This window comes from Kineococcus sp. NPDC059986, assembly GCF_040702905.1.
Lineage (GTDB): Bacteria > Actinomycetota > Actinomycetes > Actinomycetales > Kineococcaceae > Kineococcus.
In genome coordinates this window covers 79,205-93,366 of record NZ_JBFBND010000019.1, presented here as the reverse complement: position 1 = coordinate 93,366, position 14,162 = coordinate 79,205, and the positions used below count along the sequence as shown (strand labels likewise).

Annotated in this window: 11 protein-coding genes, 1 tRNA gene and 1 pseudogene; 3 read left to right on the top strand and 10 right to left on the bottom strand. The window is 72.5% G+C overall.

All coding sequences use genetic code 11. The annotated features are described in order from the left end of the window. Positions 1-299 (top strand): annotated as a pseudogene (locus tag AB0637_RS15425) (methyl-accepting chemotaxis protein); the annotation flags it as partial. A 75-nt stretch (positions 300-374) separates the two neighbouring features. Further along, a complete protein-coding gene (locus AB0637_RS15420; protein ID WP_366173322.1) occupies positions 375-521 on the top strand; it encodes a hypothetical protein in 147 nt (48 codons plus the stop codon). Between the two features lie 150 nt (positions 522-671). On the opposite strand, the gene AB0637_RS15415 is transcribed toward AB0637_RS15420, so the two are convergent. Together AB0637_RS15415 and AB0637_RS15410 are read right to left on the bottom strand one after the other, a co-directional pair. Continuing rightward, positions 672-1,793, bottom strand: coding sequence for a glycosyltransferase (locus AB0637_RS15415; protein WP_366173321.1), 1,122 nt, complete (start codon positions 1,791-1,793; stop codon positions 672-674). Continuing rightward, positions 1,790-3,175 carry a sugar transferase gene (locus AB0637_RS15410; protein WP_366173330.1) on the bottom strand — a complete coding sequence of 462 codons (1,386 nt, stop codon included), beginning with the start codon at positions 3,173-3,175 and terminating at the stop codon, positions 1,790-1,792. The genes AB0637_RS15415 and AB0637_RS15410 overlap by 4 nt, the downstream gene beginning before the upstream one ends. Before the next feature lie 194 nt (positions 3,176-3,369). Here AB0637_RS15410 and AB0637_RS15405 point away from each other — a divergent pair, with 194 nt between their 5' ends. Continuing rightward, the gene (locus tag AB0637_RS15405; protein WP_366173320.1) at positions 3,370-4,761 is read left to right on the top strand and encodes a polysaccharide biosynthesis tyrosine autokinase; all 1,392 of its coding nucleotides are present in this window, start codon (positions 3,370-3,372) and stop codon (positions 4,759-4,761) included. A gap of 15 nt (positions 4,762-4,776) precedes the next feature. Here the strand turns inward: AB0637_RS15405 and AB0637_RS15400 are convergent, their stop codons facing one another. From AB0637_RS15400 to recF, 8 genes are all read right to left on the bottom strand, one after another. Next, on the bottom strand, positions 4,777-5,364 hold the full coding sequence (locus AB0637_RS15400) for a hypothetical protein (protein ID WP_366173319.1): 588 nt from the start codon (positions 5,362-5,364) through the stop codon (positions 4,777-4,779). A gap of 16 nt (positions 5,365-5,380) precedes the next feature. Beyond that, entirely contained in the window at positions 5,381-6,394 is a 1,014-nt protein-coding gene (locus AB0637_RS15395) for an ATP-binding protein (protein WP_366173318.1), read from the bottom strand. A 93-nt stretch (positions 6,395-6,487) separates the two neighbouring features. Next, positions 6,488-6,561, bottom strand: a tRNA-Ile gene (locus tag AB0637_RS15390). 64 nt (positions 6,562-6,625) lie between these two features. After that, the gene (locus tag AB0637_RS15385) at positions 6,626-7,156 is read right to left on the bottom strand and encodes a DUF3566 domain-containing protein (protein ID WP_366173316.1); all 531 of its coding nucleotides are present in this window, start codon (positions 7,154-7,156) and stop codon (positions 6,626-6,628) included. Continuing rightward, positions 7,153-9,882 carry a DNA gyrase subunit A gene (gene gyrA / locus AB0637_RS15380; protein ID WP_366173315.1) on the bottom strand — a complete coding sequence of 910 codons (2,730 nt, stop codon included), beginning with the start codon at positions 9,880-9,882 and terminating at the stop codon, positions 7,153-7,155. The genes AB0637_RS15385 and gyrA overlap by 4 nt, the downstream gene beginning before the upstream one ends. Before the next feature lie 69 nt (positions 9,883-9,951). Continuing rightward, complete coding sequence (gene gyrB / locus AB0637_RS15375; RefSeq protein WP_366173329.1) at positions 9,952-11,958, bottom strand: DNA topoisomerase (ATP-hydrolyzing) subunit B; 2,007 nt, start codon at positions 11,956-11,958, stop codon at positions 9,952-9,954. Positions 11,959-12,333: 375 nt separating this feature from the next. Next, positions 12,334-12,948: a DciA family protein gene (locus AB0637_RS15370; RefSeq protein ID WP_366173314.1), complete on the bottom strand. Its 615-nt coding sequence runs from the start codon at positions 12,946-12,948 to the stop codon at positions 12,334-12,336. Further along, a complete protein-coding gene (recF, locus tag AB0637_RS15365; protein ID WP_366173313.1) occupies positions 12,941-14,125 on the bottom strand; it encodes a DNA replication/repair protein RecF in 1,185 nt (394 codons plus the stop codon). The genes AB0637_RS15370 and recF overlap by 8 nt, the downstream gene beginning before the upstream one ends. Between the last annotated feature and the right edge of the window lie 37 nt (positions 14,126-14,162).

The window sequence follows — 14,162 nt, the reverse complement described above, 5'->3', positions numbered from 1 at the left end:
CCGACGCCGCCGCCGCCACCACCGCCATCGAACAGATCGGCGACGTCATCGTCCGCGTCGACGCCCTGCAGGCCACCATCGCCGCCGCCGTCGAACAGCAGTCGGCCACCACCGCCGAGATGGTCCGCAACGTCACCGAGGTCTCCACCGGCTCCCAGGAGATCTCCCTCAACATCACCGGCATCGCCGCCGCCGCCCACCAGACCACCACCAGCGCCGGGCACACCGCCACCACCGCCGAAGACGTCGCCCGCTCCGCCGCCGAGCTCAACGCCCTCGTCGGCACCTTCCGCCTCTGACACGGCTCACAGGGACCGGGTCCCGGATCGCGCGCCTCGGCGTGCGGTCCGGGACTCACCGCTAGCGTCGGCGGGGTGTTCCGCAACCTCGTCGACCACCCGTGGATCCTCGTGATCCTTTCCCTCCTCGTGATGGCGGTCGTCGCCGTCGTCGTCGGGGTGGTGGTGGTGAAGCGCGTGCTCAAGGGGCGCCGCCCGCCCGGCCCCGGCACCGGGGCCTGACACCGGCCCTGCCCCACCACCCGGCCCCACCACCCGGCGTCACCACCGAGCGTCACCACCGAGCGTCACCACCCGCTCCAGGGCCGCGCGGAAAACACTCCCTCCGCCCCTCGGGACCGGTCCAGAGGGGCGGAAAGAGTGTTTTCCGCCTCAGGGGCCCGCCAGCAGGTCCCGGACCAGTGCCCGCAGCTCGACGCCCCGGCTCTCCCAGTCGTGTCCCTGCGCGAGCCGGGTCATCCGCTCCGGGCGCGCCGGGTCACCGTCCGCCAGCAGGTCCTCGACCTGCGCGACGAACGCGGCCCGGTCACGGACGAAGACCGCTCCCTCGAGGGCGGTGACGGCCGGAAGGGGCGTGCTGACGACCGGCAGACCGGCGGCCAGGTACTCGTAGGTCTTCAACGGTGAGATGCCGCGCGTGAGCGGCGAGAGCCGGTAGGGCACCAGCCCGACCGCGGCCGTGGCCAGCTCCCGCGCCAGCTCCGCCGGCCCGAGCGGACCCCCGATCCGGGCGCCCGCCGCGGACAGGCTGCGCCACAACGGGTCCCCCGGGTCGACGAGCGGCCCCACCAACCGCAACCGGTCACCCAGCACGGACGCGAGGTCGAGGAGCAGCTCCCCGTCGAGCTTGTGCGGGGCCAGGGTTCCCGCGAAGACCGCGGATGTTCCACGGGAAACGGTGGCCCGGGCCGCTGCGGTGAAGAGGGCGACGTCGGCGACGTTCGGCAGCACCCGCGTGGTCGCGAAACCCTGCGCCCGCAGGTGCTCCGCGATGGCCGGGCTGGTCGCCAGGGCGAGGTCGGCCCGCAGGTCCCGTTCCGCCGCCAGCAGCCGTCCCCGGTGCACGCCCGGGTTCTCGTGGAGCAGGTCGACGAGGTGGTAGACGGTCCGGTCGGCGTGCCGTTCCAGCCCGTGGGTGAACGGCGAGTACGTCCACAGCAACCGGGGTCCGCGGTGCCGCAGCCACCGGCCGACCTGACGCTGCAGCAGGGCGGTGTTGACCCGACGCGTCACGGGCGCGTGGTGCGGCACGACCCGGGGGCTGACGACCGCGACCCCGGCGGGGACGGCCCGGCCGGCGAGCTGCGGCGTGGAGCGCAGCCGGCGCAGCACACGGCGCGCGTCCCCCAGCTGCAGGGACCGGGTGCCCGTCCCCTCGACGAAGACGACGGGGAAGGCCGGCGCGAGCGCCGCCGTCACCCGGTGCTGGTTGGTCGCGACGGGGGCGTTCCAGTCGGCGGTCCCGAGGACGAGGACGAGGGGGTCCCCGCTCACCGCCCCGCCGCCGTGAGGACCTGGACCACCGTGCGCAGCAGGACCTTGACGTCCAGCCACAGCGACCAGTTCTCGACGTAGTGGTTGTCGAAGCGGGCCCGCTCGGAGATCGACGTGTCGCCCCGCAGCCCGTGGACCTGCGCCCAGCCGGTGACCCCCACCGGAACCCGGTGCCGCCACAGGTAGTCGTCGTAGTCCAGCGTGAACTGCTCGACGAAGTGGGGCCGTTCCGGGCGCGGGCCCACGAGCGACATCTCCCCGCGCAGCACGTTCCACAGTTGCGGCAGTTCGTCGAGGGAGAGCCGGCGCAGCCAGCCGCCCACGGGGCCCACCCCGTCCTCGACGTGCCAGCGGACGTCGGAGTCGGCGTCGGGGCGCATGGTCCGCAGCTTGAGCAGCGAGAACGTCCGGCCGTCCAGACCGACGCGTTCCTGCCGGAAGAGGGGTCCCGGACCGACCTCGCGCCGCACGAGCAGAGCGCACGCGAGCAGCACGGGCGCCGCGACGACGAGGCCGACCGCGGACGCCACGACGTCCATGACGCGTTTGAGCGGCCACGTCGCCGCGCGGAACGCCGGTCGGCGCAGCTGCACGAGCGGCACACCGCGCACCGACTGCACGAAGCGGTGGGTGTTGGTCACCTGCCAGAACCGCGGCACGGTGAAGATCTCGACGTCCAGGCCCTGGCAGCTGCGCAGCACGTCGACGACGACCATCTCGGGCACGTTGGAGTAGGCGATGACGACGATGTCGGCGTGGTGCTCGCGCACGACGCGCTCGAGGTCGGCGATGCCGCCGAGCACGGGCAGCGGACGCTCGCCGGCCGGCAGCCGCGGGTCGTCGTCGATGAACCCGACGGGCAGCAGCCCGTGCTCACCGGACCGCAGGATGTCGACGAGCTGTGCCCCGAGGCCGCCGCACCCGACGACGAGGGTGCGCATCGCGACGCGCCCGGCCCGCCGGTAGCGGATCCGCACCGAGTACACGACCGCGCGGCTGCTGACGACGAGCGCGGTCTGCGCGAGCGCCGCCCAGAGCGTGCCGGCCCCGACGTCCCCGACGCCGAGCGCCCCGTCGGCGATGGAGGCGACGCCGATGGCGGCGATGCTCGCGCCACCGAGCAGCGGCAGGTCGTCGAGGATGCTGAGGTCCATCCGCGGCCGGTAGAGGCCCGCGAAGGCGTGCACGACGAGCGCGGACGCCGAGAAGACGACGACGGCGGGGGCCGCGTGCCCGAGCAGGAGCACCACCGTGAGGACGCACACGGCGTCGGTGGCCAGCAGGAGCACGGCGAGCTGCGACCGCCGGCGCCGGCCCCGTCGGACCGCGCCCGCGGACCAGGAACGGGGGGAGCGCAGGCTCGTCCCCGGGTCACTGGTCATGGTCACGTCGATCCTCCGGGTAGCGCCCCGTAGCACACTGCACGGGCTGGACACCGCTGTTCGTCGTCCTGACGGCGTGTCGACTTGAGCCTTCCCGGGTCCCTGTCCATCGTTTCACCCCGTTCGGCGGTGTCCCGGAGCACTGAACGACCCGGTCGGGTCAGCTGGGGGCACCGTCCGCCGATGGACGCCCCGTGGACCTCGTCGACTACCTCCGCGCGCTGCGCAAGCACTGGATCCTCGTGGTCCTGTCGGTGCTGCTCGGCGGGGGGGCGGGGTTCGGCGGCTACTCCACGAGCGCCCCCGTCTACCGCGCCGACTGCCTGATGTTCGTGTCGATGTACGACACGGGCAACGCGGCCCTGCTCATGCAGGGCAGCATGTTCACCCAGCAGCGTGTGCAGTCGTACACGAGCGTGCTGGAGAGCCCCAAGGTCCTCACCCCGGTCATCCGCGAGCTCGGTCTGGACACGACGCCGCGCGCCCTGGCGGACCACGTGAACTCCACGGCCCCCCTCGGGACCGTCCTCATCGAGGTCACGGTCGACGAGTCGTCCCCGAAGCTGGCCGCGGACGTCGCCAACTCCATCTCGAAGCACTTCGGGGCGGCCGTGAGCGAGCTCGAGCAGGCGACGCCGGAGACGATGAGCCCGGTCCGCATCAACGTGCTGCGCCCGGCCGAGATCCGTCGCGAGCCCATCGCCCCCGACCTGACGAAGATGCTCGCGCTGGGCCTGCTCGCCGGCGCCGTCATGGGCACCGGGCTGGCCATCCTGCGCGAGGTCCTCGACACGACGGTCAAGACGCTCACGACGATCACCGACCTCGGCGCACCCGCCCTCGGCTCCGTCCCGAACGGTGAGGGCGGCGAGCGCCCCGAACTCGTCGTGGAGGGCTCGCGGTCCCCGCAGTCGGAGGCGTTGCGCCAGATCCGGACCAACCTGCAGTTCGCCGACGTCGACCACCCGCCCCGCGTCGTCGTCGTCACCTCCGCGCTGCCCGGGGAGGGCAAGAGCACGACCGCCGTGAACCTGGCGCTCACGTCGGCGACGGCGGGGCTGCGCACGATCCTCGTCGAGGGCGACCTGCGGCTGCCGAGGGTGGCCGACTACCTCGGTGTCGAGGACAGCGCCGGGCTGACGACCGTGCTCGCCGGCCGCGCCGACCTCGACGACGTCCTGCAGCCCTACGGCGACACCGGCCTGTCGGTCCTGGCTGCGGGGCCGATCCCGCTGAACCCGGCCGCGCTGCTGGGCTCACGCCACATGACCGAACTGCTGCAGCGGCTGCGCGAGCGGGCCGACCTCGTCATCATCGACACCCCGCCGCTGCTGCCCGTCGCGGACGCGGCGGTCCTGGCCCGCCAGGCCGACGGCGCCGTGGTCGTCGTCCGGCACGCCAAGACCACGCGCGACCACCTGGTCCGCGGTCTGGAGCGGTTGCGGGCCGTCGACGCCACCGTGCTGGGGGGCGTGCTCACCATGGTCCCCGCGAAGGCGTCGGAGTACAGCTACGCGTACGAGTACGGGTACGGCTACCAGCCGACGACCCCGTCCGACGCCGAGCACGTCCTGCTGGAGCGCTGAGGACGAGCGCCCCGGTCAGAGGACCGCGACGACGGCCCCGAGCGCGTCGTCGAGCCGGCGGGCGGCCTTCACCTGGACGTCGAGCTTGGCCCGGTGGACGTCGTCCACGTCGTCGCGGGCCGGGTCCTGCGGGGACGTCGGTCCGCGCCACGCGGGGGCGGCCCCGACGAGCGCCTTCCACCCGGCCCCCGGGGACGCGCTCGGGGGCAACCGCTTCTGGTCCCCCAGCATCCGGGCGATCCGGGCGAGCTCCAGCACGGTGAAGACGCGCCGCTGGGCCGGCGGGACGAGCGCGATGACGACCCCCCGCTGCTCCCGGGTCATCGTCAGGACGAGGTCGGCGGCGCCGACGAGCTGGGCGTCGACCTGACGTCCCGATTCCCCACCCGTGAGGTCCGGACGACCGATGGTGCGCAGGACGGTTGCGACGTCGGGGTCGACGGGTTCCCCCACGAGTGCGGTCGTCCCGGCGCTGGCGACCCGGATGGTCGCCCCGCGCTCCCCGAAGCGGTCGGTCAGGTGGTGGCGCAGCAGCGACGCCGCCATGGGCGACCGGCTGACGTTGGCGGTGCAGACGAGCAGGACCTCGAACCTCGTCCTCACCCCGTGCCCCCGGCCCTCACGGGGCCATCTTGAGCATCTGCCGTCGTTCGCGCAGCGCGGCGAGCAGGGCCGAGGTCTCGACCTGGGCGGCGCCGTCGAGGATGCACTGCTTGGCGGCCAGCGCGGCGGCGGCCGAGACCTGCTCGTGGCTGAGCCCGCTCGCCGTCGACGCGACGCGCGGCCACTCCACCGCGGAGAGGTCGAAACCGCGCAGCCGCCGGAGCACGACCTCCTGGACCACCCCCGTGCTCGGCAGCGGGTAGTCGACGACGGTGTCGAAGCGCCGCAGGACGGGACGTTCGAGCAGCTGCGGCCGGTTGGTCGTGACGACGAGGAGGCTGGCGGAGGTGTCGGCGTCGAGGAACCCGGTGAACGCGCGCAGCACGTCACGGAGCCGGCTGCGGCTGCGCTCACCGCCGTCGGGGTCGATGAGGGCGTCGACGTCGTCGAAGAGGCAGACCCCGCGGCTCTGGGCCAGGAGGTCGAAGACGAGCGACAGCTTGGCGATGGCGTCCTCGGCCGGGAGGTCGGCGAAGACGTCGAACCGGACGGCGAACACGGGCAGCCCGAGCTCGGAGGCGAGCACCTCGGCCGTCATGGACTTGCCCGTCCCGGAGGCTCCCGTCAGCAACAGCTTGCGCAGCGGGTCGAAACCCCGCGCGCGCAGGACGTCGGCGTGACGCTGCTCGGTGAGGACGCGGTGCAGCCGGGCCATGACGTCGCTGCCGAGGGCGAGGTCGGCCAAGGTCGTCCGGGGGAGGGCGACGTGCAGGACCTGCGCCAGCTCACCCCGCGGCTGGACGACGGCGCTCGGCGGGGCCGGTGCCGCGGGGGTCTGCGGGCGGGCGGAGGCCCGCCGGGTGTCCAGCAGTCCGCGCAGTTCCTCGACCTCGCGCGCCCGGTCGCCCTTGCGGCCGGCGCTGTCGAGGACGTCGCCGACGGCGGCACGGAACCTGGCCTCGTCACCTGCGCTGTGGCTCTCCACGAGTGCCCGCACCTGTGCGGCCGTGGCCAGCAGCCGTCCCTCCACCACTGGATCTTACCGTGAGTAGTCCAGCGACCACGCACGTTCGGGGGAGGAACGACGAAGCCCCCGTGGACGACGTCCACGGGGGCTTGACGGTGGGCCTAGGAGGACTTGAACCTCCGACCTCTTCCTTATCAGGGAAGCGCTCTAACCGACTGAGCTATAGGCCCGTTCGCTGCACGCAGCGGGGACAACCTTACCGGACCCGAACGGGTGCTCAGCACCCGCGCGAGCTCAGTCGTCCGACAGCGTGACGTGCAGCCCACCGACGAGCGCGGCGGAGACGTTGTAGAGGAACGCGACGATCGTGGACAGGGCCGTCAGCAGGACCACGTCGACGACGGCGATGACCGTCGCGAGCGAGAGCACCTTGCCGAACCCGACGTAGTCCAGGAGGTCGAAGTCCACCTCGTTGCCCACGACGTCCTTGAGCAGGCCGTTGAGGTCGGTGAACACCCCCATGCCGTCGAGGACGCTCCAGATGACCGCCGTGGCGACGACGAGGGCGATGCCCACGGCCACCGACAGCAGGAACGACAGCTTGGTGATCGACCAGGGGTCGACGCGGGCCAGGCTCAGGCGGACACGCCGCGGCACGGAGTCCACCCCGTTGCGGGGGCGGGCCTGCTGCCCGGTGGACGGCGCGGTCGCGGTCGCCGACCGGGTCGCGTCGCCCGCGGGGCGACCGGTCTGACCGGTCGCCGGGCCCTTGCCCTGCGTTCCAGCCGCTGCCGACGAAGCTGTCGCGCGTTCGGCGGGGGTCACTCGTCACCTCCGGTGTCGGGCTCGCTCGACGGAGCCTCGGTCGACGGTACGCCATCGGCCGCCCCTGCCACAGGGTCGTTCCCCGGATCCTCCACAGGTGCTCCACCGATGGGTGCCTCGTCGGCACCTTCGGCGGCCGCCTGGTCGTCGCCGGCGCCCGCGGTGTCGAGCAACGGGTCCTCCGCGCCCTCCGTCGTGGCGTCGGAGACCTCCTCGGCCTCGACCTCCTCGTCGATGACGCGCTCGACGTTGCGGGCCACCGCGATGATCCGGTCCCCCGTCTCGGGGCGGGCGAAGGTGACGCCCATGGTGTCGCGGCCCTTGGCGGGGACCTCGTCGACGCGGGAGCGCACGACGCGGCCGGCCTGCATGACGACGAGGACCTCGTCCTCCTCGGAGACCGTGAGGGCCCCGACGAGGTCACCGCGTTCCTCGGTGAGCTTGGCGACCTTGATGCCGAGACCACCGCGGCCCTGCTTGCGGTACTCCCCGATCTTGGTGCGCTTGGCGTAGCCGAGCTCGGTGACGACGAAGACGAACAGGTCGTCGCGGGCGACGGCCATCGCGAGCAGCTCGTCGTCGCCGCGGAACTTCATGCCCGTGACGCCCGAGGTGGCCCGGCCCATGGGGCGCAGGTTCTCGTCGGTTGCCTCGAAGCGCACGCTCATGCCCTTGCGGGAGACGAGGAACAGGTCCTCGCCCTCGTCGACGAGGGTCGCGCCGAACAGCTCGTCGTCGACCTCCTCACCCCCGTCGGGACCGGGGTGCGAGCGCAGGTTGATGGCGATGAGCCCACCGGAACGGTTCGAGTCGTACTCCGAGAGGCGGGTCTTCTTGACGATGCCGCCCCGGGTGGCGAGCACGAGGTAGTGCGCCTGCTCGTAGTCCTCGATGTCGAGCACCGCCACGATCCGCTCGCCCGGCTGGAACGCCAGCAGGTTCGCGACGTGCTGGCCGCGACCGTCGCGACCACCCTCGGGCAGTTCGTACCCCTTGGCCCGGTAAACCCGGCCCAGGTTGGTGAAGAACAGCAACCAGTGGTGGGTCGTCGTGGTGAAGAAGTGCTCCACGACGTCGTCCTCGCGCAGCGAGGCACCGCGCACCCCGCGGCCGCCGCGGCGCTGGGCCCGGTAGAGGTCGGTCCGGGTGCGCTTGGCGTACCCGCCGCGGGTGACGGTGACGACGACGTCCTCGACGGGGATGAGGTCCTCGGCCGTCATGTCGCCCTCGAAGGGCAGGATCTGCGTCTTCCGCTCGTCGCCGTAGCGCTCGACGATCTCGGCGAGCTCGTCGCCGACGATCTGCCGCTGGCGCTCGGGGCGGGCGAGGATGTCGTTGTAGTCCTCGATGAGCCGCATGAGCTCGTCGTACTCGTCGACGATCCGCTGCCGCTCCAGGGCGGCGAGGCGGCGCAGCTGCATCTCGAGGATGGCGCGGGACTGGATCTCGTCGATGTCGAGGAGTTCCATGAGGCCGTCGCGGGCGATCTCCACCGTGGCGCTGGCCCGGATGAGGGCGATGACCTCGTCCATGGCGTCGAGCGCCTTGAGCAGGGCGCGCAGGATGTGCGCGCGCTCCTCGGCCTTGCGCAGCCGGAACTGCGTGCGGCGCTGGATGACTTCCAGCTGGTGGGTGATCCAGTGCTTGAGGAACGCGGTGATCGGCAGCGTCCGCGGCACGCCGTCGACGAGCGCCAGCATGTTCGCGCCGAAGTTCTGCTGCAGCTGGGTGTGCTTGTAGAGGTTGTTCAGCACGACCTTCGCGACGGCGTCGCGGCGCAGGATGATGACGAGCCGCTGGCCCGTCCGCCCCGACGTGTGGTCCTGGACGTCGGCGATGCCGGTGAGCCGGCCGTCGCGGACGAGGTTCGCGATGTTCTCGGCGAGGTTGTCCGGGTTGACCTGGTACGGCAGCTCGCTGACGACGAGGCAGGTGCGGCCCGAGATCTCCTCGACCGTGACGACCGCGCGCATGGTGATCGACCCGCGGCCCGTGCGGTAGGCGTCGGCGATGCCCCGCTGGCCGAGGATCTGCGCACCCGTCGGGAAGTCGGGGCCCTTGATGCGCTGCAGCAGGGCCGCGAGCTGCTCGTCGTCGGAGGCGTCCGGGTTGTCCAGCAACCACTTCGCGCCCTCGGCGACCTCGCGGAGGTTGTGCGGCGGGATGTTCGTCGCCATGCCGACGGCGATGCCGGCCGAACCGTTGACGAGCAGGTTCGGGAACCGGCTCGGCAGGACGTCGGGTTCGGTCGTGTGGCCGTCGTAGTTCGGGGAGAAGTCGACGGTCTCCTCGTCGATGTCCCGGACCATCTCCATGGCCAGCGGCGCCATGCGGCACTCGGTGTACCGCGGGGCCGCCGCCGGGTCGTTCCCGGGTGAGCCGAAGTTCCCCTGGCCGTCGACGAGCGGGTAGCGCAGCGACCAGTCCTGGGCGAGCCGGACGAGGGCGTCGTAGATCGAGGTGTCCCCGTGCGGGTGGTAGTGACCCATGACGTCCCCGACGACGCGGGCGCACTTGGAGTACCCGCGGTCGGGGCGGTACCCGCCGTCGTACATCGCGTAGAGCACCCGTCGGTGGACGGGCTTGAGCCCGTCCCGCACGTCCGGCAGGGCCCGCGAGACGATGACGCTCATCGCGTAGTCCAGGTAGGACCGCTGCATCTCCGCCTGCAGGTCGACCTGGTCCACGCGGTCGCCGGTGGGGGGTTCGGTGGTGCTCTCGCTCACGGGGCGGTGCCTCTCAGCTCACGGATTCTCGGGCGGTTGTTCCACGTGGAACACGGTGCGGAACAGCGGTCACACGTCGAGGAACCTCACGTCGCGGGCGTTGCGCTGGATGAAGCTGCGGCGGGACTCGACGTCCTCGCCCATGAGGGTGGAGAACACGGCGTCGGCCGCGGCCGCGTCCTCGAGGGTCACCTGCAGCAGCGTGCGGTGGGCCCGGTCCATCGTCGTCTCGGACAACTCGTCCCAGTTCATCTCGCCCAGACCCTTGTACCGCTGGGTCCTGCCCTCCTTGGGGAGCTTCTTGCCGGCGGCCAGACCGGCCTCCATGAGGGCGTCCCGTTCGCGGTCGGAGTAGGCGAACTCGTGGTTCTCCGCACCCCCCAGCCACTTGATCCGGTACAGCGGCGGCTGCGCGAGGTACACGTGACCGCCCTCGACGAGCGGGCTCATGTAGCGGAAGAGCAGCGTGAGCAGCAGCGTCCGGATGTGCTGACCGTCGACGTCGGCGTCGGCCATGATGATGATCTTGTGGTACCGCAGCTTCTCGAGGTTGAAGTCCTCGCCGATGCCGGTGCCGAAGGCCGTGATGAGGGCCTGGACCTCCTGGTTGCCCAGGGCCCGGTCGAGGCGGGCCTTCTCCACGTTGAGGATCTTGCCGCGGATCGGCAGGATCGCCTGGGTGCGCGGATCGCGACCGCGCGTGGCCGAACCGCCCGCGGAGTCACCCTCGACGATGAAGACCTCGCACTCGGCGGGGTTGTTGGACTGGCAGTCCTTGAGCTTGCCGGGCAGCGAGTTGCGCTCCAGCAGCGACTTGCGGCTCGCCTCGCGGGCCTTGCGGGCGGCCTGGCGCGCGATCGAGGCGGACTGGGCCTTCTTCGCGATGAGCATGGCCTCGCGCGGGTTCGCCTGGAACCAGTGCCCGAGGTGCTCGCGGACCTGGGCCTGGACGAAGGTGCGGGCCAGCGTGTTGCCCAGCTTGGTCTTCGTCTGGCCCTCGAACTGCGGCTCGGTGAGCTTCACCGAGATGACGGCCGTCAGGCCCTCGCGGATGTCGGAACCGTCGAGGTTCTCGTTGTCCTTGATGATCTGCGGCTTGGACGAGCGGGCGTAGTCGATGACGAGGTTGGTCAGCGCCGTGCGGAACCCCGCCTCGTGCGTCCCGCCCTCGGAGGTGTTGATGTTGTTGGCGTAGGTGAAGACGGCCTCGGAGTAGGACGTCGTCCACTGCATCGCGACCTCGACGGCGATGCCCTTCTCGCGGTCCTCGGCCTCGAGGGAGATGACCGTCTCGTGGAGCGGGTCGTTCTTCTTCAGGGTGTTGAGGTGCTTGACGTAGTCGATGAGCCCGTCGTCGTACCGGTAGCTCGCCGAGCGCACCACGGCGTCGTCCGGGCTGGCGGCCGTCTCGTCCTCGGGGTGGACGCGCTGGTCGGTGAGGTTCAGCGTGAGGCCCTTGTTGAGGAAGGCCCGCTGCTGGAAGTTCGTGCGCAGCGTCTCGTACGAGTAGTCCGTGGTCTCGAAGATCTCGTCGTTGGCCCAGAACGTGATGGTCGTCCCGGTGGCGTCGGTCTCCTCACCCTTGACGAGGGGCGCCAGCGGCACGCCGTTCGCGTAGGACTGCCGCCACGCGTGGCCCTGGCGGCGGACCTCGACGTCGAGCCGGGTGGACAGCGCGTTGACGACGGAGCTGCCGACGCCGTGCAGACCGCCTGACACCGCGTACCCGCCGCCCCCGAACTTCCCGCCGGCGTGCAGGACGGTGAGGACGACCTCGACCGCGGGACGGCCCTCACCGGGCATGACGTCGACGGGGATGCCGCGGCCGTTGTCGACGACGCGCACCCCGCCGTCGGCCAGCAGGGTCACGTCGACGGTGTCGCAGTACCCGGCCAGGGCCTCGTCGACGGAGTTGTCGACGATCTCGTAGACGAGGTGGTGCAGCCCGCGCTCGCCCGTGGACCCGATGTACATCCCGGGTCGCTTGCGGACGGCCTCCAGGCCCTCCAGGACGGTGATCTCGTCCGCGCCGTACTCGTGCCTGGGGACCCCGTCGGGGGTGACCGCGTCGGCCAGGGACGGTGCGTCCTCCGGGTTCACGTCCTGCGGGTTCGCGTCCTCGGGACCGGGCGTCTCTTGGTCTGGCACGAGTGCGTGCACTCCCTCCGCGTCGAGGCGGTCGAGCGCGGGCGCGACGAGCCGGTGGGGCCCGTCGAGGCGTGCGCGGGACGTCCAGCCGTGACCGTGCGGTCACGGAGGCGCAGCCCGTGCGATCCAGGTGCCCGCGTGACCACCAGGTTCGCTGACAGTCTACCCCGTTCCGGGCCGCCCCCGTCGCTGCGCGCGGCCCTGCGCGCCCTCTGAGCCGCGCGACCCCCTCTCGCGTGGGGGACCTCGCACCGGGGGGTCACGCGGTTCTGAGCCGTTCCCGGGCTCCGACGTCGAGCCGGGTCAGCCGTAGGTGTCGCGCGGCCCGCGGCCGCCGGGTGCGGACCGGCCGCCCTTGCGCCACGACGGGCCCTGCGGCCCCCGCACGACGACCTTGGTGACGACGCCGTGGCCGAGCTCCTCGTCGAGGCGGCGCACGAGGTGGCTCGTCAGCAGTCGGACCTGGGTCGCCCAGGCCGTCGACTCCGCCCGCACCACGAGCGTGCCGTCCTTGAGCGTCTCCGGTGCGCAGTGGCCCGCCAGCTCCGGACCGACGACGGCGTCCCACCGTCCGAAGGCCCCGCCGACCGCCACGGGCTGCTCCCAGCCGCGTTCGCCGACCAGCCGGCCCAGCGTCGAGTCCAGGCTCTGGGGGTCCCGGGCGTCCGGCCAGGCCCCGGACCGGGCCGAGGCCCCGCTGCGGCGCAACGCCTCCGCCCGGCGTGCCTCGGCCGGCTTCAGGCCACCCAACGGGGCCCGGCCGGGACGCAGACCCTTGGCCGCCGCGGCCGCCCGGGCGCGACCGAGGGCCGTGCGCGCGAGGTCGGCGCCGGCCCGGTCCTGCCCGTCCGCCTCGCCCTCGGCCGCGTCGTCCGTGGTGAGGCCCTCGTCGGGCGGCTGGTCCGGCGCGTCAGTCACCGTCGTCCTCCCGGACCGCGACGCCCGTCGCGACGTGGACCCGGTCGGCCCGGTCCCCGCGCAGCGCGGCCGGCACGTCCTCGGGGACGGCGGCCGTGACGAGGACCTGCTCGGCGTCGGCGACGACCTCGGACAGCCGCTCGCGCCGGCCGGCGTCCAGCTCCGCGAAGACGTCGTCGAGGACGAGGACGGGACCACCGGGGTCCTCGTGGGCGTCGTCCTCCAGCAGCAACCGGTAGCTGGCCAGTCGCAGGCCCAGCGCCACCGACCAGCTCTCGCCGTGGCTGGCGTACCCCTTGGCGGGCATCCCGCCGAGGGTCAGCACGAGGTCGTCCCGGTGCGGCCCGACGAGGCACACCCCGCGGTCGAGCTCGGCCTTGCGCTGCTCGACCATCTGGGCGAGCAAGGCCGTCCGCAGCTCCTCAGGGCTCGGCACGGCTCCGCCGGGGGTGGTCGCCACGCCCTCGGCGAGCAGCGGCAGCGACGAGCGGTACCCCAGCTCGAGGTCGCCCTGGCCCTTGCTCACGGAGCGGTACGCCTCGGCGGCCGGTTCCCTCAGGTCGCCCAGCAGCGCGAGCCGGGCCGAGAGCAGCTCCGCACCGGACGCGGCGAGGTGCTCGTCCCACACGTCGAGGGTGTGGGTGTCGGCGCGGCCCGAGCGCATGGCGCTACCGGCCGACTTCAGCAGGGCACCGCGCTGGCGCAGGACCCGGTCGTAGTCCGCGCGGACCCCCGCCACCCGCGGCCAGCGCGTGACGAGGAGGTCGTCGAGGTAGCGCCGCCGCTCCGTCGGGTCGCCCTTGACGAGGGCGAGGTCCTCCGGGGCGAACAGCACGGTCCGCAGGACCCCGAGGACGTCACGGGTCCGCCGCACCGGGTTGCGGTTCAGCCGGGCCCGGTTCGCCTTGCCCGGGGTGATCTCGAGCTCGACGAGGGCGCGGCGACCGCCACGCACCAGTTCGGCGCGCACCACGGCCCGGGGAGCGCCCTGGCGGACCAGGGGAGCGTCACCCGAGACGCGGTGGCTGCCGAGCGTGGCGACGTAGCCGATCGCCTCGACGAGGTTGGTCTTGCCCTGCCCGTTGAGGCCGACGAAGGTCGTCGTCCCCGGACGCAGGTCGAGCTCGAGGCTCTCGTACGACCGGTAGTCGACGAGGGAGAGGTGCGCGACGTGCACGCGGTCCGGTCCTCCCGTCCGTCAGGGCGTCCTCAGG

Bases quoted from the DNA above. Each gene is read 5' to 3' on its own strand.
- AB0637_RS15410 (WP_366173330.1), bottom strand. From the start codon at position 3,175: ATGACCAGTGACCCGGGGACGAGCCTGCGCTCCCCCCGTTCCTGGTCC.